This is a genomic window from Chryseobacterium sp. (assembly GCF_019236175.1).
Taxonomy (GTDB): Bacteria; Bacteroidota; Bacteroidia; order Flavobacteriales; family Weeksellaceae; genus Chryseobacterium.
The window spans coordinates 39,152-61,173 of sequence record NZ_JAFAJM010000013.1 but is presented as its reverse complement, the minus strand read 5'-3'; the positions used below and the strand labels follow the sequence as shown (position 1 = coordinate 61,173).

18 protein-coding genes are annotated in these 22,022 nt (G+C 35.5%); 2 read left to right on the top strand and 16 right to left on the bottom strand.

The annotated features are described in order from the left end of the window. Nucleotides 1–77 precede the first annotated feature (77 nt). The gene (locus JO178_RS10365; RefSeq protein ID WP_073174892.1) at nt 78–359 is read right to left on the bottom strand and encodes a helix-turn-helix domain-containing protein; all 282 of its coding nucleotides are present in this window, start codon (nt 357–359) and stop codon (nt 78–80) included. A 326-nt stretch (nt 360–685) separates the two neighbouring features. Between JO178_RS10365 and JO178_RS10360 the strand changes: the two genes are divergently transcribed. Both JO178_RS10360 and JO178_RS10355 read left to right on the top strand, forming a co-directional pair. Beyond that, a complete protein-coding gene (locus JO178_RS10360; protein ID WP_291935084.1) occupies nt 686–1,579 on the top strand; it encodes a cation diffusion facilitator family transporter in 894 nt (297 codons plus the stop codon). 983 nt (nt 1,580–2,562) lie between these two features. Next, nucleotides 2,563–3,798, top strand: a complete 1,236-nt coding sequence (locus JO178_RS10355; RefSeq protein ID WP_291935081.1) for a YaiO family outer membrane beta-barrel protein — start codon at nt 2,563–2,565, stop codon at nt 3,796–3,798. Here the strand turns inward: JO178_RS10355 and JO178_RS10350 are convergent. The 15 genes from JO178_RS10350 to JO178_RS10280 all read right to left on the bottom strand — a co-directional run bounded on the left by JO178_RS10350 (nt 3,795) and on the right by JO178_RS10280 (nt 21,760). After that, complete coding sequence (locus tag JO178_RS10350; RefSeq protein ID WP_291935079.1) at nt 3,795–7,232, bottom strand: sulfatase-like hydrolase/transferase; 3,438 nt, start codon at nt 7,230–7,232, stop codon at nt 3,795–3,797. The two genes, JO178_RS10355 and JO178_RS10350, sit on opposite strands and share 4 nt — an antisense overlap. Further along, entirely contained in the window at nt 7,226–8,293 is a 1,068-nt protein-coding gene (locus JO178_RS10345) for a HEAT repeat domain-containing protein (RefSeq protein WP_291935077.1), read from the bottom strand. The genes JO178_RS10350 and JO178_RS10345 overlap by 7 nt, the downstream gene beginning before the upstream one ends. Before the next feature lie 9 nt (nt 8,294–8,302). Then, nucleotides 8,303–8,659, bottom strand: a complete 357-nt coding sequence (locus JO178_RS10340) for a response regulator (RefSeq protein WP_291935075.1) — start codon at nt 8,657–8,659, stop codon at nt 8,303–8,305. A gap of 12 nt (nt 8,660–8,671) precedes the next feature. Then, a complete protein-coding gene (locus JO178_RS10335; RefSeq protein ID WP_291935073.1) occupies nt 8,672–12,577 on the bottom strand; it encodes a response regulator in 3,906 nt (1,301 codons plus the stop codon). Nucleotides 12,578–13,042: 465 nt separating this feature from the next. Beyond that, nucleotides 13,043–13,717, bottom strand: coding sequence for a MarR family transcriptional regulator (locus tag JO178_RS10330; protein WP_291935071.1), 675 nt, complete (start codon nt 13,715–13,717; stop codon nt 13,043–13,045). Nucleotides 13,718–13,926: 209 nt separating this feature from the next. Continuing rightward, complete coding sequence (locus tag JO178_RS10325; protein WP_291935069.1) at nt 13,927–14,226, bottom strand: hypothetical protein; 300 nt, start codon at nt 14,224–14,226, stop codon at nt 13,927–13,929. A gap of 199 nt (nt 14,227–14,425) precedes the next feature. Then, nucleotides 14,426–15,859, bottom strand: coding sequence for an SDR family oxidoreductase (locus JO178_RS10320; protein ID WP_291935067.1), 1,434 nt, complete (start codon nt 15,857–15,859; stop codon nt 14,426–14,428). A 53-nt stretch (nt 15,860–15,912) separates the two neighbouring features. Further along, the gene (ribA, locus tag JO178_RS10315; protein WP_291935064.1) at nt 15,913–16,503 is read right to left on the bottom strand and encodes a GTP cyclohydrolase II; all 591 of its coding nucleotides are present in this window, start codon (nt 16,501–16,503) and stop codon (nt 15,913–15,915) included. Nucleotides 16,504–16,528: 25 nt separating this feature from the next. Continuing rightward, nucleotides 16,529–17,077: a lipocalin family protein gene (locus JO178_RS10310; protein WP_291935063.1), complete on the bottom strand. Its 549-nt coding sequence runs from the start codon at nt 17,075–17,077 to the stop codon at nt 16,529–16,531. Next, nucleotides 17,067–17,756: a lycopene cyclase domain-containing protein gene (locus tag JO178_RS10305; RefSeq protein ID WP_291935060.1), complete on the bottom strand. Its 690-nt coding sequence runs from the start codon at nt 17,754–17,756 to the stop codon at nt 17,067–17,069. Before JO178_RS10305 ends, JO178_RS10310 begins: the two co-directional genes overlap by 11 nt. Continuing rightward, nucleotides 17,753–18,205 carry a sterol desaturase family protein gene (locus JO178_RS10300; RefSeq protein ID WP_291935058.1) on the bottom strand — a complete coding sequence of 151 codons (453 nt, stop codon included), beginning with the start codon at nt 18,203–18,205 and terminating at the stop codon, nt 17,753–17,755. Before JO178_RS10300 ends, JO178_RS10305 begins: the two co-directional genes overlap by 4 nt. Next, the gene (locus JO178_RS10295; protein WP_291935056.1) at nt 18,202–18,675 is read right to left on the bottom strand and encodes an SRPBCC family protein; all 474 of its coding nucleotides are present in this window, start codon (nt 18,673–18,675) and stop codon (nt 18,202–18,204) included. The genes JO178_RS10300 and JO178_RS10295 overlap by 4 nt, the downstream gene beginning before the upstream one ends. A 57-nt stretch (nt 18,676–18,732) precedes the next feature. After that, nucleotides 18,733–19,569 (bottom strand): phytoene/squalene synthase family protein, encoded by an 837-nt coding sequence (locus JO178_RS10290; protein WP_291935054.1) that lies wholly within the window; start codon nt 19,567–19,569, stop codon nt 18,733–18,735. A gap of 1 nt (nt 19,570) precedes the next feature. Next, on the bottom strand, nt 19,571–21,061 hold the full coding sequence (locus JO178_RS10285; protein ID WP_291935052.1) for an oleate hydratase: 1,491 nt from the start codon (nt 21,059–21,061) through the stop codon (nt 19,571–19,573). Nucleotides 21,062–21,103: 42 nt separating this feature from the next. Further along, on the bottom strand, nt 21,104–21,760 hold the full coding sequence (locus JO178_RS10280; RefSeq protein ID WP_291935050.1) for a MarR family transcriptional regulator: 657 nt from the start codon (nt 21,758–21,760) through the stop codon (nt 21,104–21,106). Nucleotides 21,761–22,022: the final 262 nt, after the last annotated feature.

The window sequence follows — 22,022 nt, the reverse complement described above, 5'->3', positions numbered from 1 at the left end:
CAAGGTATTGGTCAATGAAGAAAATCCTAAAGATTGGAAGGGTGATGAATGATTTGGCTGTGAAGGTCTTGTTACTATCAAGAGTTTAAACATTCTCTGATCAATTGGTGGACATCAGAAAGCTTATAATACAGCTTTCCGCTGATGGTATAGTAAGGCAGCTTTTTATCTGTCCTATACCGTTGTAATGATCGGGAACTTATTTTTAAAAGCTGTAAAACATCCTGGTTATCCAGAAGCTGCTCTCCGTCTACTTCTATAAATCTGGATTGGTTCTTAATCATTTGCTCTTTCAGTAGATCAAATCTTTCCATAATTCTCTCCATCCAGGCTATAAATTCTGTTCTTTCAATATTCATAATAGTGATTTTAATGATTGCTGGTCATGTAAAGTTGAACAAGAGAAATCATATAAAATCACTACTTTTTCGTAGTACCGAAAAGATTTTTACTGATTTTTTATTGCTTTTAAGAATGATCGATATGTTGATCCTAAGATGATAGGGAAAGAGATAAAATTGTTTTAATTAGAAAATTCAATACTAAGTATCTGTTAAGATATTTTTTATTTTGAAACAAAAGCCATATTTTTATTAATGATTTAAGTACACCAGCTCATATAGGGAATATATCTGTTTAATGTATTGAAGTAATTTTATTGTTCTCTTATTAATATTCATCATTAATGGCCAATAATCACAAATCAATTTACAGTGCACTTGCCGCTAACCTAGTGATCGCTCTGACAAAGTTTATTGCAGGGGCATTTACTAACAGTTCTTCAATGATATCCGAAGGAATCCATTCAACAGTAGATACCGCGAATCAGCTGCTGCTTTTATATGGAATCAAAAGGAGCAGGAAGCCTGCAGATGAGTCTCATCCATTTGGGTACGGCAAGGAGCTCTATTTCTGGTCCTTCGTGGTTTCAATTCTTATATTTGGTTTAGGGGGTGCTTTATCCATCTATCAGGGAATCTTACACATTATTAAACCCGAGGTGATGAAAGATCCATTCTGGAATTATATTGTATTGATACTTTCCCTTATTTTCGAGGGGACCTCTTTGTTTATCGCTGTAAAAGAATTTAACAAGACCCGCAACGGGTTGAGATGGTGGGATGCGATCATCAAAAGTAAAGATCCGGGAAGCTTTCTTGTGGTTTTTGAAGATGGTGCCGCAGTGGCCGGTCTGCTTGTTGTTATGATATTAATGGGGATCAGTCATTGGTTACAAATTCCGGAATTGGATGGGCTGGCATCGGTAATCGTAGGGTTAATACTGGTTTTTGTCTCGCTTATTCTGGCCAGGGAAAGCAGGAGCCTGCTGATGGGTGAAGGCATAGCACCTGAAACAAGAGAAAAGATTGCTAAACTGGCTGAAAAAGATACTGCTGTCGTCAGAACAAAAAGTATACTCTCTACGTACCAGTCACCTGAAGAAGTTGTACTGATGCTGATCATCGATTTCGAAGATCATCTTGATACAGAAGAGATCACAGAGACCATACACCGTATTCGTGACCATATTAAAAATGAATTCCCATTCGTAAGGTTCGTTATCATTCAGCCGGAATAACTCATTATAGTGTAGGATCTTGAGAATTTTTAATTTTTACGGAATTCCGTAAAAATCTGAATGCTGACATTTCTAAATCTGTCAGAAATATATACTATTTCATGAAAAATCTTATTCTATTTTTAAATCTTTCTTCTGATCTCCTCCTGCAATTCATCTCAGGCAGGAAACACGTTTATATTTATCAAACAGAACTATATAGGAGAATGGCCTTTTTCCGTTAATAGATTAGAGGTCTACTGCTCAGGTTACAAAGAGATCGATGGCACGGCGAAGAATGGCAAGGTCTATGCGCTAAATGGTTCTGCAAAAGGCGCTTCACATAATGATCCATCTATCAGTAAGATTAAGTCTGGATCAATCAAAATATTTTTACGATCCACTCTAAGAAAATAAGAAGAATGCCCCAACCAAACTAACCCAGCCTGACCATTTAATAACAGCTTCCAATCAATACTTTTTGAAGGAATGGTGCGAAGAGGCTTGCTTTTTTTTGACTTCTTAAAAAGATAATCGTACAACGCAACATGTAGGCTTTGAGTCACCTGCGCGGTATGATTTATATTTCGAAATTTTCCCTCTTTAAATTAAGGCGATTGTTTTATACGATCCAATCTTTCGCCTGAAGGCCGCTTTCCAAATAAGGGACATATCATAAGAAGCATTGCTAATACAATCAAAACTCTGAAGTGCCTTTTCCTGAAGGCCTTTTTTGATATATTCGGTCCCGTCATCAAAGTTTCTTAAAAAACCAAAGAACATGTCATATAATAGGACATTGCTTTTCTTTCAGAATCTTTTTCTTCCACTGCTGCTTTGAGTGCTTTCTCAGAAAAAGTAAACTATATCTAAAAGCTTTTTTATTGATGTTTTTGAGAATAATAATCTTAAAAAAATAAGTTTTGATGAATAATCTCTAGTTTGAGAGATAAAAGTTCAATATATTTGTGATACAAGATACAGCTCATTAATAATAAACCTCAATGAAAAGATATCCGACCTTTTTATTAGCATTACTTTTTCCTATTACCATATATAGCCAACAAAACCTTAGTGCTGATGAATTATTTGGTAAAGCCCGTAGCACTGCTTTCGATCAGAAAGACTATACTACATCTATAGCATTGGCTAAAGAAGCATTGGAAAAAGCTCCTAATTATACTGATATTTCAATTTTCCTGGGAAGGCTATATACTTGGAATAAGGATCTGGCTGCGGCAAGAGCTGTATTTGATAGCCTCGCAAAAAGAGATGTTCAGGATGAAGATTATTTTCTAGCGTATGCTTCATTGGAATACTGGAATGATCAGAATACAAAGGCTAGCGAAATTATAGATAAAGGACTTTCCTATCATTCTAAATCTGAGGCTTTGCTGCTTCTGAAAGCAAAAGTATATTTTGGAATGAATAATTATGAGGAAGCAGACAAAGCAGTAACGACTCTTTTATCTATTAATCCAAAAAATACGGAAGCAACGGCTCTTGCAGTAAGAATCAAGGATTTGTCTTCTAAAAATGCTGTTGGAATTATTTACAATTATTCCCATTTTGACAAACAGTTTGATAATGACTGGCATATCGTTGGGGTGAGTTACAAAAGGATTACCCCTATTGGTTCTGTAATTCTTCGGGGTAACTACGCGAACAAGTTTGCACAGGGCGGTACACAGGTTGAATTGGAAGCGTATCCAAGACTTTCTAAAATGTTCTATCTGTATGTTGGTGGAGGGTATTCTGATGATGTAGGCCTTTTTCCGCAATACCGAACTGGGTTTTCCCTGAATGCCAATCTTCCCCATAGTTTTGAGGCTGAATTAGGTTACCGTCAGCTTCATTTCAGTAACAGCATCTGGATGTATACTGCTGCTGTAGGAAAATATTATAAAAATTTCTGGTTCAATCTCCGTACTTATATAACTCCTGACAGCAAAAACATTTCCCATTCTTATACGGGAACGGTTCGTTATTATACTAAAGGAGCTCAGGACTATTTTGCTTTTCAGATAGGAAGCGGAATAAGCCCGGAAGAATTCCGAAATAACCTTCTGGAAAATGAGACCTTTAAACTTAAAACCTTTAAAGTGGGTGCTGAGTATAATTTTTCTTACCGCTCCGTCAATCTCTTTTCTGTGGGAACAATGTACTATAACCAGGAATTCCGTCCGGGTGAGAAAGGAAATCAGTTTGATATTACTTTAGGCTATACCCGAAAGTTTTAAAACTTTGACTTTGTTTTTTTCTTAAAATTCACCATTACTGAATCCGGCATTAGTTTTTTCGTGGAATAAAATTGAGCATTCATGCTTTTATACTGATTGAACCTACCATTGATTTTACCTTTGGCTGCAGCATCATTAGACGCATCTTCTTGCATGGCTTTAAGCGTGAAAAGCTGGCCGTCATGGATATAATACTTCTCAGATACAAAATCAATAAGCTGGTTTTTACTTTGCATCATAGGGATTCCCACATTACTGATTTCAGAATCTGCAGAGAAACCTCTTCCAACCCATGTAACTGTAGAAGGGGTAGTGATTTTATAATTATTTCTGTAGTATGCTAAAATAGAAGGCGCAATATCAAAATGGCTTACTGTTTTGTGAAAACGCTTTGATTCTTTTAGTAATGGTGAATAGATTAATAATGGCACATGGAATCTGTCAATTTTAGATTCCAAAGTAATTTCAGGCATACTGTGATCTCCTGTAATAACAAAAATTGTATTTTTAAAATCGGGACGTTTACTGTAATTTTCAAAGAACCCTTTTATAGCATCATCAGCATTCAATACTGAAATTAACTGATCTTTGTGGGCAGCTGCCCATTTTTTCTGTTCCGGAGTTAAAATCCCGGAGTTAAGCCTTTGGTTATACACCTTTTCATAATGATCCTTATTGTTGATTAAGAAAGGGTTGTGTGTTGAAAGTGTAAGTATCATATTGAAATACGGCTGATTCTGTGGTTTTTGCTCCTGCTGCATTTTATTGAAAACAGCCTGATCTTCATATCCCCAGCTTTCTCCATTATTGGCAGGAAGTTTAAGATAAGGACTGCTGAATGAAGCTTCATCTATAATATGATCTACTCCGCTATACTCCAGGAACTCACGGTAGCGGTCAAATGATACATGACCTCCATAATAAAATCCGGTTTCAAAACCATTCGCTTTTAGAATATTATAAAGATTGAAATTCTCCGGTGTTTTTTCTATTTCAAGGAAGCCGTTCTTTCCGAAAGGAAGTGATCCTGTTAATGATGGCAGTGCTCCAAATGTTCTTCCTGCTGAGCTTAAACTGTTTTCCCAATACAATCCTTTATGGGATAAAGAATCAAGATAAGGGGTAAAATTACCGATATATCCTTTCGGGGATGTATAAGCATGTCCAAAACCTTCCATAATGAGAAAAACAAGATTAGGAATCTTGTCTGATTTGGTAATATAAGCTCCTAAGAAATCCGGGGTATTTTCTTTTCTCCAGAAAGGAAAGTTTTTATCGATCATTTCTGCATCTGCAGTAAAGCCTTCATTTTCGCTCAGCAGTTCATTCAGTTCCGGGTGATCACTTATGAAATTGTCTTCGTTGGATTTAAAGAAATAAGCCCATTTACTTTTTGCTGCATTTTGGTTAAACTCATTCTCAGAACTCAGAACTTTTCCTCCTATTATATTGGAAGGGATAAAGAATGACACTAAACCGAAAACCAAGAGTGTCAGTCCCGGATAGATTGATTTTAAAGCTGTTTTGCCTGCAATCCATAAAGGAACAAAAGAAACTGTTATTAAAATTCCCAGTAAAGCAAAGTTTTTAAAGTTAAGCATTCCACTTGCCTGCAAAATCTGCTTCATCTCCTCTTTACTGTAGTATAAAATATCCGCCCCAAGTACGTTACGGCTTTCAGAAAAATATAGGAATAAGATATATTGTGTAACCGCTACAATAGCCAAGGCTAATATTCCCAGGATTATTGCCCATTCTTCTTTGATAAAATTAATGATCAGATATAAAATTCCAACACAGAATAACAGCTGAAATGCAAATAAAATATTTTCAAAGAAAAGATGACCAATAATGGCTGATGTTTCAAATTTTGGAAAGGTATATTTATACCATAATATTTCTGCGGTCACTCCTATTAAAAATAAAGCAAAGAAAACCAACGCCAGCATTCCCCACTTTTTGAGCCCGACCTGAAGTATAGCATATATTCTTTTTTTCAGAGGTAAATGCTGTATGCTTTGATTAAAACCCTGTCTTGTCATTTCGCCCCAGCCATGGGATTTTTTGAAATAATCAATAAATCCGTTAACCCCTGCTTTTACTACAATTGGATGAAAATAAAAAGGCTCAGAAAAAGCTGTAAAAATTAATTTCAGGAAGTCTTTTCTTTTGGTATAAACCCGATGGCTTACTAGATCCACCAGTATGGCGTAAATAGAATAGAGGAATCCCATTGAAATCACGAGAGCAAACAGTACAATAAAGAATGGCCAGTTGATAATTCCCAGTAATAAAAAGACAATAAAGATAATGTATCCTGAAAATTCAATGAGTGGACCCAGAAATTCAAAGAAGAACCAATAAGGAAGACTGATCATTCCCAGTTTTTTATACTTCGGATTGAACATTAGTCTTCTGTGTTTCCACAGGGTTTCCATAGTACCGCGCATCCATCTGTTCCGCTGTTTTCTGAGAATATCTTTGGATTCGGGAACTTCTGTCCAGCATAGAGGATCCGGAATAGTAAGTACTTCATAAGGTTCGTTTTTTTCCTCCATGTACTTTCTCATCCTTACAACCAGCTCCATATCCTCTCCCACCGTCTTTTTATCATAACCACCGCAGGCCAGTACAATTTTTCTGTCAAATACTCCAAAAGCACCAGAAATCAGGATCAATCCTGAAGCTCTGGACCAGGCCATACGTCCAAGAACAAAAGCTCTTATATACTCCAATGCCTGTGTCCTTCCCAAGAGTGTTTTCGGCATATTGACACATACAATTTTTCCATTTTCGATGACACAATTGTTAGCCAGACGAATCACTCCACCACATGCAATGAACTTTTTGTCGGTTTGCTCCAGCATTGGTTTTGCAAGTTTTAAAATCGAATCCTGCTCAAGAATACAGTCAACATCAATGCAAACCAGATATTCCCCGGAAGAAATATTGACGCCGACATTTAAAGCATCTGCTTTACCTCCGTTTTCTTTATCAACAACAATCAGTTTTTTAAAGGCCTGATTTTTACTTTTATAAACGCCTCTTACTTCATTGGTTTCTATTTTTCCCTGTATAAAATAAGCTACAGGCTCAAGTTCATAAGCTTCGATCAGATTCTGAATTGAATCATCCTTACTTCCGTCATTCACAATGATAATTTCCAGATTATAATAGTAAAGGGATAAAAGGGAACGTACATTTTCCACTATGGTCATTCCTTCATTATATGCCGGAGCAATAACGCTGAATACAGGCGAATTGGGATTTGCCGCAATGATGCTGTAGTCTGTAGATGTATTTTCTTTTTTATAACGCAATACAGCGCCAAGCGCATAAATTCCTATCCAGCCATAGATAAGAGTTACTGCTGTTCCGTAAATAAAAAACAGCCAGATAACAACTTCATATATGATGTGTGAGAATTCTAACATACTTTTTCCTGTATTGCGTATTTAATAATTTGAATCAATTCTTCAGAAGAGTTTTCTTTTTGAGATACTTCTTTCAGGTATTTTTGTTGTTCCAAAGCACACAAAGCCTCTGCAGCATGAACTTTTATCCCTGAATCAGTATTGTTCAATAATTGATTTTTCAGAAAATCTGTACTGCATTGGTCTTTTGACTTTTTCATGACTTTGAGCATCTCTTTCTGGACTTCAACCGGCTGATGTAGATATGTTCCCATAAGATGGTTAATGGTTGAAGAATTTTCCAATGATAATAAAGTTTGTACTACTTGTACTCTTACGTCAACAGCAGGATGATCCAATAAATAAGTAACTACAGGATACAGAGATAATATCTGAAATTTTCTTAAAAGTTTAAGGGTAAAAATGATTACGGAATCATTAGAACTTTCCATCCAGCTTTTAATAATGTCCTCCGAGTTCTCAGGAATATGGGTGATAGAAATAAGCAGACGAAGCTGCTGCCATTCTGATATTCTGGCGGAAATACTGTTCAGGAAATGAAGACCTTCGAATCCCTTAAAGTTCACCATCGCATATTGCGCTTCCTGATACACCTGAGCTGAAGGATGGGTTAAAAATGTAGAAATTTTTGGCAATGCTTCTTCCACATGCATCGCAGTAAGTTCCTGTATTCCTCCTGCAATGATGTGTTCTTTCTTTTGATTCAGTTTTTTCAATGCTTCTTCGTGAAGGCCATACTGCTGAAATAGGTCTTTAAGTTTATTTTGAGCTGCCCCGGAAAATTTTTTCTCAGATTCTGCCAGTTTATGAAGGAGTAGATTTCTGAATGAAGAACTGTCTGAAGCTGCTGAAAAATTAGGATCTACAGGCATTTCTTCCTTATCATATACAATCACTTCCGAGATTTTTTTATTGATCACTTCGGACCATCTGAAGGTCTGAACAGATTTTCTGTACTGATAAAAGCCATAAATCAGTACACCGATGATCAGTAAGAGTACTAAGGATAGCATTCCCAGGAAAACCAGAAAAAGAAAATGTACAGAAGTGGTGAGTAACATGGCTGTAGTTTATTTTGAAGAAAATCTTTTTATTCTTAATATCAATTCATTGGGACTGAAGGGCTTCACAATAAAATCGGCTGCTCCGAGGTCGAAAGCATTCAGTACCACTTCTTCCTGCCCCATACTGGAAAGCATGATTACCGGTATCTGCTTCCCCATGCTGTGAATGGCTGAAAGTATTTCAATTCCCGAGGCAAAGGGCATCATAATATCTGTGATGGTCAGATCTACCTCTCTGGTTTTAAGGGTTTCGATAGCGTCTTTCCCGTTTCGGGTCAGGATCACCTCGTGTCCTTCTTTTAATAATTTGTGTTCAATCGTTTTTAGAATCAGTTCGTCGTCTTCGGCGATTAGAATCAGCATAATTTTAGTTTTTTATTGTATTAAATTTTTAATTAGTTGTAATCCTGTTGTTATCTCGTGGATAATTTCCTCTTCCATGGAAATAAAATCCATATCAGGCTCTGCTTTATTTTCCCAGTTGGCAGTACGTTCCGAAAGCTTTACCAGTCCTGCTGTTCCTGCTGTTCCTTTGAGCTTGTGAAGAATCAATTTCAGATGGGTACTGTCTTTTTCTGCTGCGTTTTTTTTAATATCTTTTTCAGCCTGAACAAGTTGCTGTAATACAAGATTCAGAAATACTTTTCTGAAATCTTCATCATCATCCCCTATTTGTTCACTCAGAAGATTTATATCCAGATCATTTTCTTGATCTGACAAATCCTCACCCGGGAGATTTTCATTAGGAATATATTTTTTCAGCATTTCCAGCAAATCATTTTGTCTTAAAGGTTTAGGCAGGAATTCATTCATCCCGGAATCCAGGCACTTCTCTTTTTCTCCCAGTACATTACCTGCAGTTACCCCAATAATCGGAACATTGGAATATTCCGGAATTAAGCGGATTTGTTTGGTAGCTTCAAGACCATCCATTACCGGCATCTGAACATCCATTAAAATGATATTGAATATTTTTCTTTTACACTGTAAAACAGCTTGAAGCCCGTCTGTAGCTTCAGTAAGCTGTGCATCCTGAACCAGTGAACGCATCATTTTATGGTTAAGAACCATATTGACCGGATTATCATCTACCAGTAAGATCTGTGGTGCCTGCATAAGTATAGAAGTTTCAGTTTCCGGTTGTGGGATTGTGATGATCTCCTTTTCTGTATTTTTTACCGCTTTTCTTAATGTTTTATAGAGCTCTTCAGACTTGATAGGCTTCAGCAAGAAATACGAATCGTTTTCCTGGCGGAAAGAATTAATAAGATCGTGTTCCTCAGAAGACGTGTGAAGAATAATCAGAGGAAAAGATTTATTTTGTTTGTTGAATAGTTCCTTGATTTTTTCTATCGTTTCCAGTCCGGAAATAATAGGCATATGATAATCCATCAGAATAACATCAAAACGCTCTCCTGCAAGCAATATCTGTAGAGCTTCCATTCCATTAGAAGCAAGCTTTGAATCAATATTTTTATAGGCAAGCATGTGCTGAATAATAATTCTGTTGGCTTCATTATCATCTACAATAAGTACCTTGTTTATTTTCAGATCTTCATACTCAGTGTGTTCAGACATTTCATAAGGAACCTCTATGTCAAAATAAAAAACAGATCCTTTCTGTAGTTCGCTCACCAATGACAGACTGCTTCCCATATATCTTAGGATATTATTTGAAATGGTCAATCCGAGACCTGTTCCGCCATATTGTTTGCTGATAGAGCTATTTTCCTGAGTAAAGGCATCAAAAATATACTGTTGTTTTTCTTTCGCAATGCCAATTCCGGTATCTCTTACGGAAAATCTGAGTTTGATATTTTTGCTGTCCAGATTCAGTCTTTCTACTTTAAGTTCTATTTCTCCCTGCGATGTAAATTTCACAGCATTTCCAAGGAGGTTGATCAAAATTTGTTTCAGCCTTGATTCATCCAGCCATATCATTTCAGGAAGTCCCTGTTCTATATTCAACAGTAATTCAGTATTTTTTTTCTGCGATTGGTAAAGGATGACATTAATAACCTGGCTTACCATATCATAAATATTAGACTTCTCAATTATAAGATCCATTTTTCCGGATTCTACCTTAGAAAAATCAAGTATATCGTTGATGATATTCAATAAATTTTCGCCTGATTCATTAATATAATTGAGGTATTGAGTCTGTATATCGTTCAATGGAGTTTTTAAAAGGAGATCAGAGAAACCAATAACACCATTCAGTGGAGTCCGGATTTCATGGCTCATGTTGGCTAAGAATTCAGATTTTGCTTTACTTGCAGTATCCGCCATTTTCTTGGCATTTTTTAGTTCTTTATTGATTTTCACAGAGGCTGTAATATTCTGTGCAGAAACAATAATCCCGCCTATGATATTACTGGAAAGATACCATGGTGTCACTTCTACACTGTAATGCTGAATGATTTCTCTGCCTGGAACTTCGATGGCCATATTATCATTTTTGTAGGCCTTTCCTCCCAGTGCATCCTGGTATATTTTTATTCTTTCATCCGGTACATTAGGGGAAATCTTAAATATATTTTCACCAATAAGTCTGATGTCGTTCATCTGAAACTGATCTTTCCAGCTTCTGCTTACAGAAAGATAATTAAGATCCTTATCAAACATGGCTACTGTAGAAGGTACATATTTTACAAAAGACTGCAGCATAGCCTCTTTTTTGGCCAGTTCAAGATAAATATTTTTGAAGGTATCAATATTCTGAATAATTCCGTAAACTCTGGAGCATACGCCGTCTTCAAATTCCGGTATGCCTTTTACTCGTACCCAGATCATTACACCGTCATTTTGTACAAGCTGTAATTCTTCATCGTAGGGAATGCCTTCTTTTGTGGCTTTTTCGAATAATAATTCCAGCTTTTGCCGGCTTTTCTCACTATAGAAACCCAGTGCATTTTCAAAATCAGGTTGGAAATTTTTATCTATTTTATGGATTTCTCTGGTAGATTGTGACCACAGAACAGTATTGTTTTTAAGGTTCACTTCCCATCCTCCCACCTGGGCAACAGCACTTGTCTGTTCCAACATCTTTTTGGTATGAACCAGATCTTTTTCCAAAGTTATTCTTTCAGTAATATTCAGTGCAGTACTTATCACATAAGGATTTCCTTCTTTATTGATCTCCACAAGATTGTGATACATCCAGACCAATTCTTCGCCTCCTTTTGTTTTCAGGATCATAGTTCCGAAATCTTCCTGATTTTTGTTGATTCTTTCAAGATATTGCTCAAGAAGAGGCCAGTTTTTTTGGGGAACAAGGTTTTTTAAATTTAAGCTTTCCACTTCTTCTGTTGAATATTGCAGGGCTTCTCTTCCTTTTTCGTTTACAGCAATGATATTTCCGTCCATATCATGCATACTCATCAATCCTATGGCGTTTTCGAAGAAGCTTCTGAACCGGCGTTCAGAGCTTTCCAGTTTAAGTTTTTCTTCAATACGTTGGGTGATATTGATTCCAAAACAAAATATCTCTGAATGATTTTGATTGAGCTTTAAATACCATTCAACAATGATGCTTTTGTTATCATCTATATTCGTTGAAGTAGTGAATGTTACTTCTTCATCCGTATCAGGAAGATTTTTGGAAAGTAATTGCAACTGAGAATTGTGAGCTCCTACAACGTCCAGAAAATTCTGGTTAAGAATTTGGCTCTTATCCCTCTGCAATGCATTTTCAAAAGCCGGATTAACTTCTTTCAGTAAGAAGTCTTTATCCAGAACACAGATCAGGTTATTGGAAATGGTAAAAGTCTGTTGAAAATACTCAGCCTGAATATTTTTTCGTTTTCCCATCAGGACTTTTGTGATTGCCTCTCCTATTTTTTTTAGTGTTAAAACCTGATCGTTTGTGATTGTTTTAGGTTTATAATCAATAACACAGATGGTTCCCAATGCGAATCCTTCATCATCAATAAGAGGTACTCCTGCATAAAAGCGGATTCCCCCAGCCAAAATAAGTGGGTTATCTGATGATCTTTCATCCAATAAAGTATCGTTAATAATTACAATATCTCCGCTTGAAATAGAATATTGACATAAAGTGTTTTTCCTGTCTACAAAATCAAGAGCAATTCCCACACAGCTTTGGATGGTCTGGGTTTCGCTTTCCATCATGGCAATAAGCGCTGCTGGGCAATCTGTCACCATACATGCTGTTTCTGCAAAAATATCTAGCTGCGGCGTTTTTCCTAGATATAAAAGGTCAAAATACTCCAGCTTCCTCATTCGTTCTACTTCATTCAAAGGAATTGGATACTTCTTCATACAGTATATCAAAAATTAGAGACTTTTCTTTTTTTAGTTATTAAAAATAACAATCCAGGCATTAGAATTATTATTTTAAATATTCTCAGTCTGTTTAAATTATTATTTTAATAGTTAATCCAAAATACGAAATATTTTGTATTCCATCACAATAAATCTAAAAATAAACATATATATATGATTATTTCAAATGAATTTCAATAAATTATAGATATTAAAAAAAGCATTCACTATTATGTAAATAAAAAGTACCATATAAAATGATAGGCTATTCAAGGGATGAATTCTCTTGTACAACTGCTCGTCGGAGAAAGTATCTACATTTCCTAGGTCGGAACATAAAAGAGGATAAGTTTAGTATTTCTAGAGATAGAAGTTTGTTTATAGTTGAAATCTTGAAAATTGAATATTATAAAAAATTACAATTTAGCTTTTAAAAACTCTGTTTAATTTTCACTTTATATTCTAAGAAATGTTAAATGTATACTCATCATACACAGTACTGATAAGTTCATCAGAATGAATATTTCGCGAAAAAATGGGATAATGGAAAGCATCGAGCTTATTTAGAATACGGATAAGGTCCATCTTTTCTTTATGGGTAAGATTTCCGGCAACAATATTTGTTGCCTGACGAATTTTTTCCATTTGTCTTTCGATAACAACCAGTCCCTTTTCTGAAATACGAATAAGCTTACTTCTTTTGTCCACGTCACATTCTGTCTGTTCTACAAGTTTCTGACGAAGCAGCCTGGCAATAATAAGCATACCTACTGGCTTATCATGAATATTTTTTTTGATAAGTGCCATTTTATTCATTTCACCAAAAGCTTTTAAATTAATCAGGTAGATGAAGTCTTCCTGAGTCGAAAATTCAGAATTAATGATAGCTGACTTTGAATAAGTCTTAGCATATCGGTTGAGATGGACCAGTAATGTACTAATTGCACTTTCAGCCGTTCTTCCATTCTCTTTTCCTTCCCAATACGGTTCATCAAGAATATTCTCACAATCAACTTTCTTTCCACCCGAAACCCATAATTTAAAGCCTTCAATAGTAGATGGATAAGAAGATGTTTTATTATCTGACTCAAATTCCTCGAGAAGAGTCATAAATTCTTTAATAAGGGTAAAATTCATTTTAATAAGATACTATACAAATATACCAGCTTTAAATTTAATATCAATTCTCTATTCATTGCACACTAAGTTTGTTCAAAAAACGACAAAAAAAACTATTATTATTTTGTATACAATTTATGCGGTATATATCAATAAGTACATATATAAACTACAAACTGTCCGAAACTTTATCAGCTTCGGACAGTTTGTAGTATACGATCTTAAAATTAATTTGTTTTTTTTCTCCATTCAGCCTTAACGTCTTCCGCTGCATCTTTTGTACTTTCCCATGCTTCGTCGGCTTTATCTTTAATATCTTCCCATGCATCAGAAACATTTGATTTCACTCTATCTAACCAGTCCTCCTGTGTTGCTTCCTGATCATTATCTCTTTTTTCATTGATATAATCTTTCACTTTATCCGCTAATTCATTAATCTTCCATTTCGCATTATCAGCTACATTCTTTAAAGAGTTTTCTGTTTGATTAACTGCATTTTCCGCTTTGTTATAATCTGAATTATTCATAATATAATATTTTAGTAATTGGTATATAAATAAACAATGTCTGTGCCTAAAATATTATTCAAAACGTTAAAAATTCCTAAAATATCAAATCATCATTTACAACAATTACTGCATGTTAAACTATTGACCTCATATTCAAAGGCATAATTCTTTCTATCATGGAAGTTTATGATGATTATGTTTTACAACTGATGACAGCCTACTTACCTCCACCAAGGTTTTTAACCATTCCTTTAAAAATAATTCCATGAAATGGAAGGACCATAAACCAATATATTCTCCCCCACAGGCCTTTTGGGCGGAATACAGCTTTTTGCCATAGCTTATTTTTATACACCTTAAACATGAGCCAGGCTTCTCCGGGAAGCTTCATTTCTGCCAATAAAATCAGCTTCCCCTCTTTACGGTCTGCATACAAAACCCTCCAGAAATCCAAAGCATCTCCTTCTTTAAGGTCTGAGGGATGCCTTCTCCCTCTTCTAAGTCCCGGTCCGCCAAACATTTTATCAATGAAACCTCTTATTTTCCATAGCTCCTGCCCATACCATCCATTATTACCTCCCAACTGGAAAATCCTATTCACACAAGCTTCCTTACTGTCATACTCTTCACTCCTTAGATCTGTAAAACAACCATATTTAGGTACATCCTGATATTCTTTTAAAGTTGAATCATTCCGGCTGCTGATAAAACTGTCTTTCCAGCTTGAGATGATTTCATTGGCCTGAATTTTTGCCAATGTTCTTTGGAGTGCAGTTTCATAAGAAAACGGCTGTATCTGGGTGATGGATTTAATCTGTAATAAGCTTTCCGGTCTGCACACAACTTCTACTTTCATACTCCCCACAAGTGCCTTTGCCAGATTATAAGAGGTTGAAGTAATAAAATACAGCCAATAGGAAGAAAGCTTTGGAGTCATCACCGGAAGAGTAAAAATTGTTCTTTTTAAACCCCTTACCTCCGCAAACTTCAGTAACATATCCTTATAGGTGAGAATATCATCACATCCTATATCAAAGTCTTTATGGTAAGCCTGTTCTTTAAACAAAATAAAAATCAGAAAATCCAGGACATTAGCAATTCCAATCGGCTGACATTTTGTATACAGCCACTTAGGAGCGATCATCACTGGTAATTTTTCAACAAGGTCCCTTATAATTTCAAAAGAAGCACTCCCGGAACCAATAATGATACCTGCCCGAAGAACAGTGACGGGAACTTTACCACTCATAAGAATTTTCTCAACCTGATACCTCGAACCTAAATGTTTTGACAATTGCTTCTCATTCACCAACCCCGACAGATAAACGATATGTTTGCATTGCGTCTTTTCTATATATTCAGAAAAATTATAGGCACATTTCTTTTCCGTATCTTCATAATCCTCAGCAGCACTCATGGAATGCATCAGATAATACGCTCCTGTTATATCTTCAGGAATGTTCTTTAATGTTTCCGGTTTCAGAAAATCAACTTCAATTACTTCAACGCGATGATCATCAACATCCATCCCTGCCTCAAACCTATTGATATCTCTGCAGCAGCATACCACTTTGTATCCTTGCGCAGCAATGACACTGATCATTCTTTTACCAATATATCCGGTAGCCCCAGTAAGCAGAATTTTTTCCATGGGGTTCTGAATTTAAATATATCATTAAAAACATCATACCTTAGATTAAGATATTATATCTTCTCTAAAAGATGGCCAAAATAATTCTTTTTCTTAATGAGATAACCTTGATTCATCTCATTAGAGTCTATTTCCAGAGGAATTCTGCTGTTGAGAATAATATCACTGCTCTCCACAGATTTAATTTTGTCTGGATTATTAGTTAGTAGATTGATCTCTTTTATCTTTAGAATATTCAGCATCTCAACGGCTACATCAAAGTTTCTACCATCCGCTGGTAGCCCGAGCTTCAAATTGGCTTCAACGGTATCCAATCCTTTTTCCTGAAGTCCGTAAGCCCGAAGTTTGTTAATAATTCCGATATTTCTTCCTTCCTGACGGAGATAGATAATTGCCCCTCCTTTTTCAGACATATATTTCATTGCAGCATCCAACTGCTGCCCGCATTCGCATTTTTTGGAATGAAAAACTTCTCCTGTAATACATTCCGAATGAAAACGTACATTTACAGTTGTACTAAAATCTGTATTCTCTGCCACCCAAACCATATGAGGACTCCAGTCTTCTTCATTTTCTGAAAATGCATATACTGTGAACATCCCATAATCGGTAGGTATTTTTGATTGTGCTTGTATTTTGAGCATTTTTTCTCTTTTAAAGTTTATATAATTATTTATCAAACGGGCTTTTTTTGTCCTGTTTTACCCAAACAAGTTTTGATGTATCATAACCAATCTCCTGAGCCTTAGATATAAAATTTCGTTGTATGTTTTCAGGAATAGTCTTCTCACGGGACAGAATCCAGAGATAATCTAAGTTTTTACCAGCAACCAATGCATATTTATAATCTTCCAGTGCAACGACGTTATAACCGGCGTAGAAAGGCCCGAAAAAACTTACTTTTAGTGCTGCCGTATCATTATCACCCCTGAATTTAGCAGTCCCAGTAGCAGACACCCATTTATTCTTTTTAAAATTATATCCACTATTGACGACCTTTACACTACCATCTGCATTAAGGCTGTACTGAGCCACCGCTTTATCAAGATCTTTTTCAAAACGGTAATCAAATCTTGCGATTTCATACCAGGTTCCTAAATAGCGATTGATATCAAACTGACTTACAGGCTCCGCTTTTTCAGGCATCGAAGAGCAGGATATCATGCTATTAAACAATACAAAGCTTAGCAATACTGTAAAAATTATTCTATTTTTCATTTTTAGTTATTTTTTTAAAGAAATAAATATTGAGTAAAAACTGGCTGTAACCGTAAACAGCATCTTCAACAGGGATAGTCCCCATTCTAATCCCTAAAAAGTCATCAGGATTATAATTAACAACCGGCGAAGAAATTAAAGAACCTGTCAGAATTCCATTTACCGCGAAAAATCCAGGCATTAAAAGCAAGTACACAAAACTGGCCTTTCCTAGCCAATCTTTTTGAGCGATAAAATGCAGATAAAAAAGGGTAATTAGCATTACAATTACGGTCAACAAAGTGTATATTCTTTCATAGTATAGAAGCCCTACCACACCCAGAACAACAACAGATGTAAATACAATTAGGTTGTTTAAAACACTAATCCAATCTAGGGTAAAATATTTTTCCAGACAATAATAAGTAAAAACACAAGCGAAAGGAATACAATAGAAAAACAACCATTCTTCTACTGGAAGTCCCGCTATTTTAAATCCTAAAGTATAATTGAGATCAAACCACCATACTCCCTTTGCCGTGAACCAAATATCCCAGGCAATAAAGGGAATGGCTACAATGGTGGAAGACAGCAAAAATTTCCCAAAAAGTGTATTAAACTGTATTCTCCTGTCAAAAGATGCCAAAAAGCAGATAATGACAGTGAAAAAGTTAATCAGTATGTAAGTATAAGGCATCATTTTTTATTGAAATACATTTTAAAATATTTAACAGGTACCCACAAAAAACCGAAACATTCTCCATCTTCTTTTCCCAGATGCTTGTGATGTTGCTTATGAGCACGTCTGATGGCAAGAAAGTACGGATTCTTTGTTTTAGTGAAAATCTTAGCCCTCTGATGAATAAAAATATCATGCACAAAGAAATAGGCCATGCCGTAAAGGCTTATTCCCAGACCTATAAAAAACCAATAACTAAAATCCTGTTGTACTCCCAGATATAATAAGGCAATAGAAGGGCTTGCAAAAATAAAAAAGAACCAGTCATTTCTTTCTAATTGGCCATCATGACTGTGATCATGATGATCCCGGTGCAGGATCCAAAGGAAACCATGCATAATATACCGGTGAATAAGCCATGTAGCTCCTTCCATAGAAATAAACACACCTAAAACGATCAGAACATTCATGATTCGTTATGTTTATTGTTAAAAAGATCATTTAAAACCCTGTGTCTGAAATCGAAAATACTTTTAAGCTTTTCTTTTACAAATAACTGATGAGCTATTTTACCTAAAAATCCCATGGGAAGTTCATAGTCTACCGTATCTTTCATGAGTACTCCATGCTCGTTAGGAATAAATTCATGAAAATGATTCCAGTGCTTATAGGGACCTTTTTTCTGAAAGTCTGTAAAACTTTTATAATGTTCAACCTGGCTGATAATGGTTTTCCACCTCATGGGGATCCCCAATAAAGGAGAGACTGTATAATCTATTTCCATTCCTTTAAAAATAGGCTTATCCTTCACATCGGAAAGAACCACAAAACCCATACTATCAGGCGTTATTTCTGATAAATTATGAGGGGATGAAAAAAACTCCCATGCCGTTTCAATATTGCAGTTAAGCTGTTGTTCTCTGTATAATCTGTACATCATTTATTTTTTATTGATTTTTAAACGCTCCACAAAATCATTTCAAACGGATTTCTACAATCAGTAATAAGCAGACTTGTAACGAATATAACTTTTGAAAGCAAGCAGCAGCTTTTGTGAGTTAGCAATCCTGATTCTGTGCTGTAATATATTCTGGGAACTTGTTTTCTTTATTTTTTCAAAAAGGGAAAGATAATATCTATAGGCTAGGTATACTCCGAAAATGGATGAGCCTGGCAGTTTTTTAATTCCCTGCAACGCTTCTTTGAATTCTTCTTCAATTTCCTTTTCAATCAGCCTTTTAACTGTATTATCAAAGACTGACATATTCAGGAACGGAAAATAAGTTCTTCCTAAAATTTGATAATCATCTTTCAGATCCCGTAAAAAATTAACTTTCTGAAAAGCAGATCCCAGTTTCATGGCAAAGGGTTTGAGTTTCTCATACTGCTGTTTGTCACCTTCTGTGAATATCTGCAGACACATCAGTCCTACAACTTCCGCAGATCCATAGATGTATTCTTTATACAATTCAGAATTATAATCAATTTTATGAAGATCCATTTCCATACTGTGTAAGAACTGATCAATCAGCTGTCTGTTTATATCATAATTACGAACGGTTTCCTGAAATGAATGCAAAATAGGATTGAGTGATATACCATCTTCAAGCGCCTGATAGGTTTCGGACTTTAATCTATTCAGAAGTTTCTCTTTATCATAGCCATGAAAGCTATCCACAATTTCATCTGCCAGGCGCACATACCCGTAAACAGCATAAACAGCAGGTCTGATGGAAGGCTTCAATGCCAGTATTCCCAATGAAAAACTGGTGCTGTATTTTTGCGTAGTGTACTTACTCACTTCGTAAGACAATTCATCAAACAATTTTTTCATATTATTTTATTTTTAGTTTACTGACTTCAGTCGCTACAATTTTTCCGGAAATTACTGATGGTGGCACTCCTGGACCGGGAACGGTTAACTGTCCTGTATAAAAAAGATTTTTGATCTTTCTGTTTCTTATTTTGGGTTTCAAGACAGCTGTCTGTGATAAAGTATTGGATAGCCCATAGGCATTACCTTCATAAGCATTATAATCAGAAATAAAATCACTTACACAATAGCTTCTTTTATATTCTATCCTGGAAATAAGATCAGCATCACCGGTATGTTTTTCAATTCTTTCAAGCATCTCCAACAGGTATTTTTCTCTGATAGATTCTTCATCATGTATTCCAGGAGCAAGGGGTAACAGTAAAAAGAGATTTTCACAACCTTCAGGCGCTACCTCCGGATCTGTTTTAGATGGGCAACAGGCATAAAAAAGCGGTTTGGAAGGCCATTTCTTATTTATATATATACAGTCTATATGATTATCCAGTTCATTTTCAAAGAACAAGGTATGGTGTTTTAAATGAGGAATCTCACCTCTAATTCCAAGATAGTAGATAAGACAGGAAGGAGCAAAGGTTCTGTTTTTCCAATATGCCTCATTGTAATTTCTCTGTAATTTTGGAAGCAATGTTTCTGTATGATGGTAATCTGAGGAAGCAATGACTGCATCAAATTCATACATTTCATCATTTATTATTATGGAAGATACCCTTCCGTTTTCTGTATTGATTTTCTGTACTTCGTGATTAAAATGAAAGATTACCCCTTGTCTTTCCGCCACTTCCTTCATCGCGAGAACAAGCTGATAAAACCCTCCCATTGGGTATTTTGTTCCCAAAACATATCCTCCGTAATTCATAAGGCTGTAAAGTGCAGGAATTTGCTGCGGGGATGCTCCAAGAAATATAACCGGAAACTCCATCAGAGATCTTAGTTTGGGATCAGTAAAATATCCAGAAACATAGTTCCTGAAATTGCTTAAAAGATCAAGTTTCAGTGCATTTTCCGCTATTTTTAGAGAAGCAAATTCCAGCCAGTTATAACAAGGTTTTGTGACAAATTCTTTCATCCCCACCTCATATTTAAATTGGGCAGACTGCATAAATTGATCGTATTGCATAGCGGCTCCTGTTTCTATTTTTTCAAAGAGCTTGCGGATATCTTTATTTTTCCTGGGAACTGCAACTTTTTCTTCTGAAAAAACCATTTCAAACTGAGGATCCAAAGAAACAAGATTAAAAAAATCGGATGTTTTACAGCCAAAATCACTGAAAAACCCCTCTATAATATCTGGCATCCAATACCAGCTGGGCCCCATATCAAACACATATCCTTCATCTGTTGTAAATTGCCTTGCACGCCCCCCTGGCTGATGGTGCTTTTCAAATACGTGTACTTCATTACCTGATTTTGCTGCATAAGCTGCCGCTGAGATTCCGGAAAATCCGGAACCTATCACCGCAATTTTCTTTCTTAAGTTTCCAGTATTCATTGTTGTTTATTTAATAGTTTTACAGACTCTCTCAATATGTTGTCAGTTCAGTCTATTATAGACAATATCCAGCAAGTCTGTCGCTTCGATATTCATACGGTAAAAAGAATCATGGAATTCATCCAATTTAGAAAGTATAGCAATAAGAAGCATTTGTTCAGAATGGTTCAGATTTCCCACTACCACCTTTGAAGCTTTACGGATCTCATCCATGTGCTCATCCAGCACAGAAAGTCCTTTTTCATTTATCTGAATATGTTGAACCCTCCTATCTTTATGAGAGGTAGTCTGTTCAGCCCAGCCATTACGGATCAAGCGGTTAATAATAAGTATCCCTGAAGATTTCTCACTAGCATTATATCTTATGAGTTCCATTTTTGTCATAGCTCCCATGGTTTTCATGCTTATCAGATAAATAAAGTCATCTTGACTTGAAAAAACGGAATTACCAATTGAACGGGAGTACGTTTTTGCATACCTTCCCATTCTTATCAATAACGTATTGATGATACTATCAGAACTTCTTCCTAATTCCTTTCCTACCCAATCCGGATGTTCCTGCTCAGAATAAGATTTCGAAGTAGCATTGATCCATTCTGTAAACCCCTGAAGATCCTTACTGTATTGAACTTTATCTTCATTCTGTTGTATGAATTGCTGAACAAGTTCAACAACTGCTTTTATAAGATCAAAATTCATATCAAATAAATTAGTATACAAATATACCTATTATAGTTTATAAATATACTTTTAGTTGTTGTATTTTTATTCTTATGAATTATAAGTTAGTATTCAAAGCGCTTATTAAAACAAAAAAAACACCTAATAATCAACACTATATAGATTGCAAATAGAAAAAACCTGCCTTTAAAGAGGCAGGTCTATAAAGCTATTTTATAAATTATAAATAGCATATTAATAAACTATACATTTTTTAAAATATGAACAAAATGTATTTTAC

Bases quoted from the DNA above. Each gene is read 5' to 3' on its own strand.
- JO178_RS10365 (WP_073174892.1), bottom strand. From the start codon at position 359: ATGAATATTGAAAGAACAGAATTTATAGCCTGGATGGAGAGAATTATG.
- JO178_RS10360 (WP_291935084.1), top strand. From the start codon at position 686: ATGGCCAATAATCACAAATCAATTTACAGTGCACTTGCCGCTAACCTA.
- JO178_RS10355 (WP_291935081.1), top strand. From the start codon at position 2,563: ATGAAAAGATATCCGACCTTTTTATTAGCATTACTTTTTCCTATTACC.
- JO178_RS10350 (WP_291935079.1), bottom strand. From the start codon at position 7,232: ATGTTAGAATTCTCACACATCATATATGAAGTTGTTATCTGGCTGTTT.
- JO178_RS10345 (WP_291935077.1), bottom strand. From the start codon at position 8,293: ATGTTACTCACCACTTCTGTACATTTTCTTTTTCTGGTTTTCCTGGGA.
- JO178_RS10340 (WP_291935075.1), bottom strand. From the start codon at position 8,659: ATGCTGATTCTAATCGCCGAAGACGACGAACTGATTCTAAAAACGATT.
- JO178_RS10335 (WP_291935073.1), bottom strand. From the start codon at position 12,577: ATGAAGAAGTATCCAATTCCTTTGAATGAAGTAGAACGAATGAGGAAG.
- JO178_RS10330 (WP_291935071.1), bottom strand. From the start codon at position 13,717: ATGAATTTTACCCTTATTAAAGAATTTATGACTCTTCTCGAGGAATTT.
- JO178_RS10325 (WP_291935069.1), bottom strand. From the start codon at position 14,226: ATGAATAATTCAGATTATAACAAAGCGGAAAATGCAGTTAATCAAACA.
- JO178_RS10320 (WP_291935067.1), bottom strand. From the start codon at position 15,859: ATGGAAAAAATTCTGCTTACTGGGGCTACCGGATATATTGGTAAAAGA.
- ribA (WP_291935064.1), bottom strand. From the start codon at position 16,503: ATGCTCAAAATACAAGCACAATCAAAAATACCTACCGATTATGGGATG.
- JO178_RS10310 (WP_291935063.1), bottom strand. From the start codon at position 17,077: ATGAAAAATAGAATAATTTTTACAGTATTGCTAAGCTTTGTATTGTTT.
- JO178_RS10305 (WP_291935060.1), bottom strand. From the start codon at position 17,756: ATGATGCCTTATACTTACATACTGATTAACTTTTTCACTGTCATTATC.
- JO178_RS10300 (WP_291935058.1), bottom strand. From the start codon at position 18,205: ATGAATGTTCTGATCGTTTTAGGTGTGTTTATTTCTATGGAAGGAGCT.
- JO178_RS10295 (WP_291935056.1), bottom strand. From the start codon at position 18,675: ATGATGTACAGATTATACAGAGAACAACAGCTTAACTGCAATATTGAA.
- JO178_RS10290 (WP_291935054.1), bottom strand. From the start codon at position 19,569: ATGAAAAAATTGTTTGATGAATTGTCTTACGAAGTGAGTAAGTACACT.
- JO178_RS10285 (WP_291935052.1), bottom strand. From the start codon at position 21,061: ATGAATACTGGAAACTTAAGAAAGAAAATTGCGGTGATAGGTTCCGGA.
- JO178_RS10280 (WP_291935050.1), bottom strand. From the start codon at position 21,760: ATGAATTTTGATCTTATAAAAGCAGTTGTTGAACTTGTTCAGCAATTC.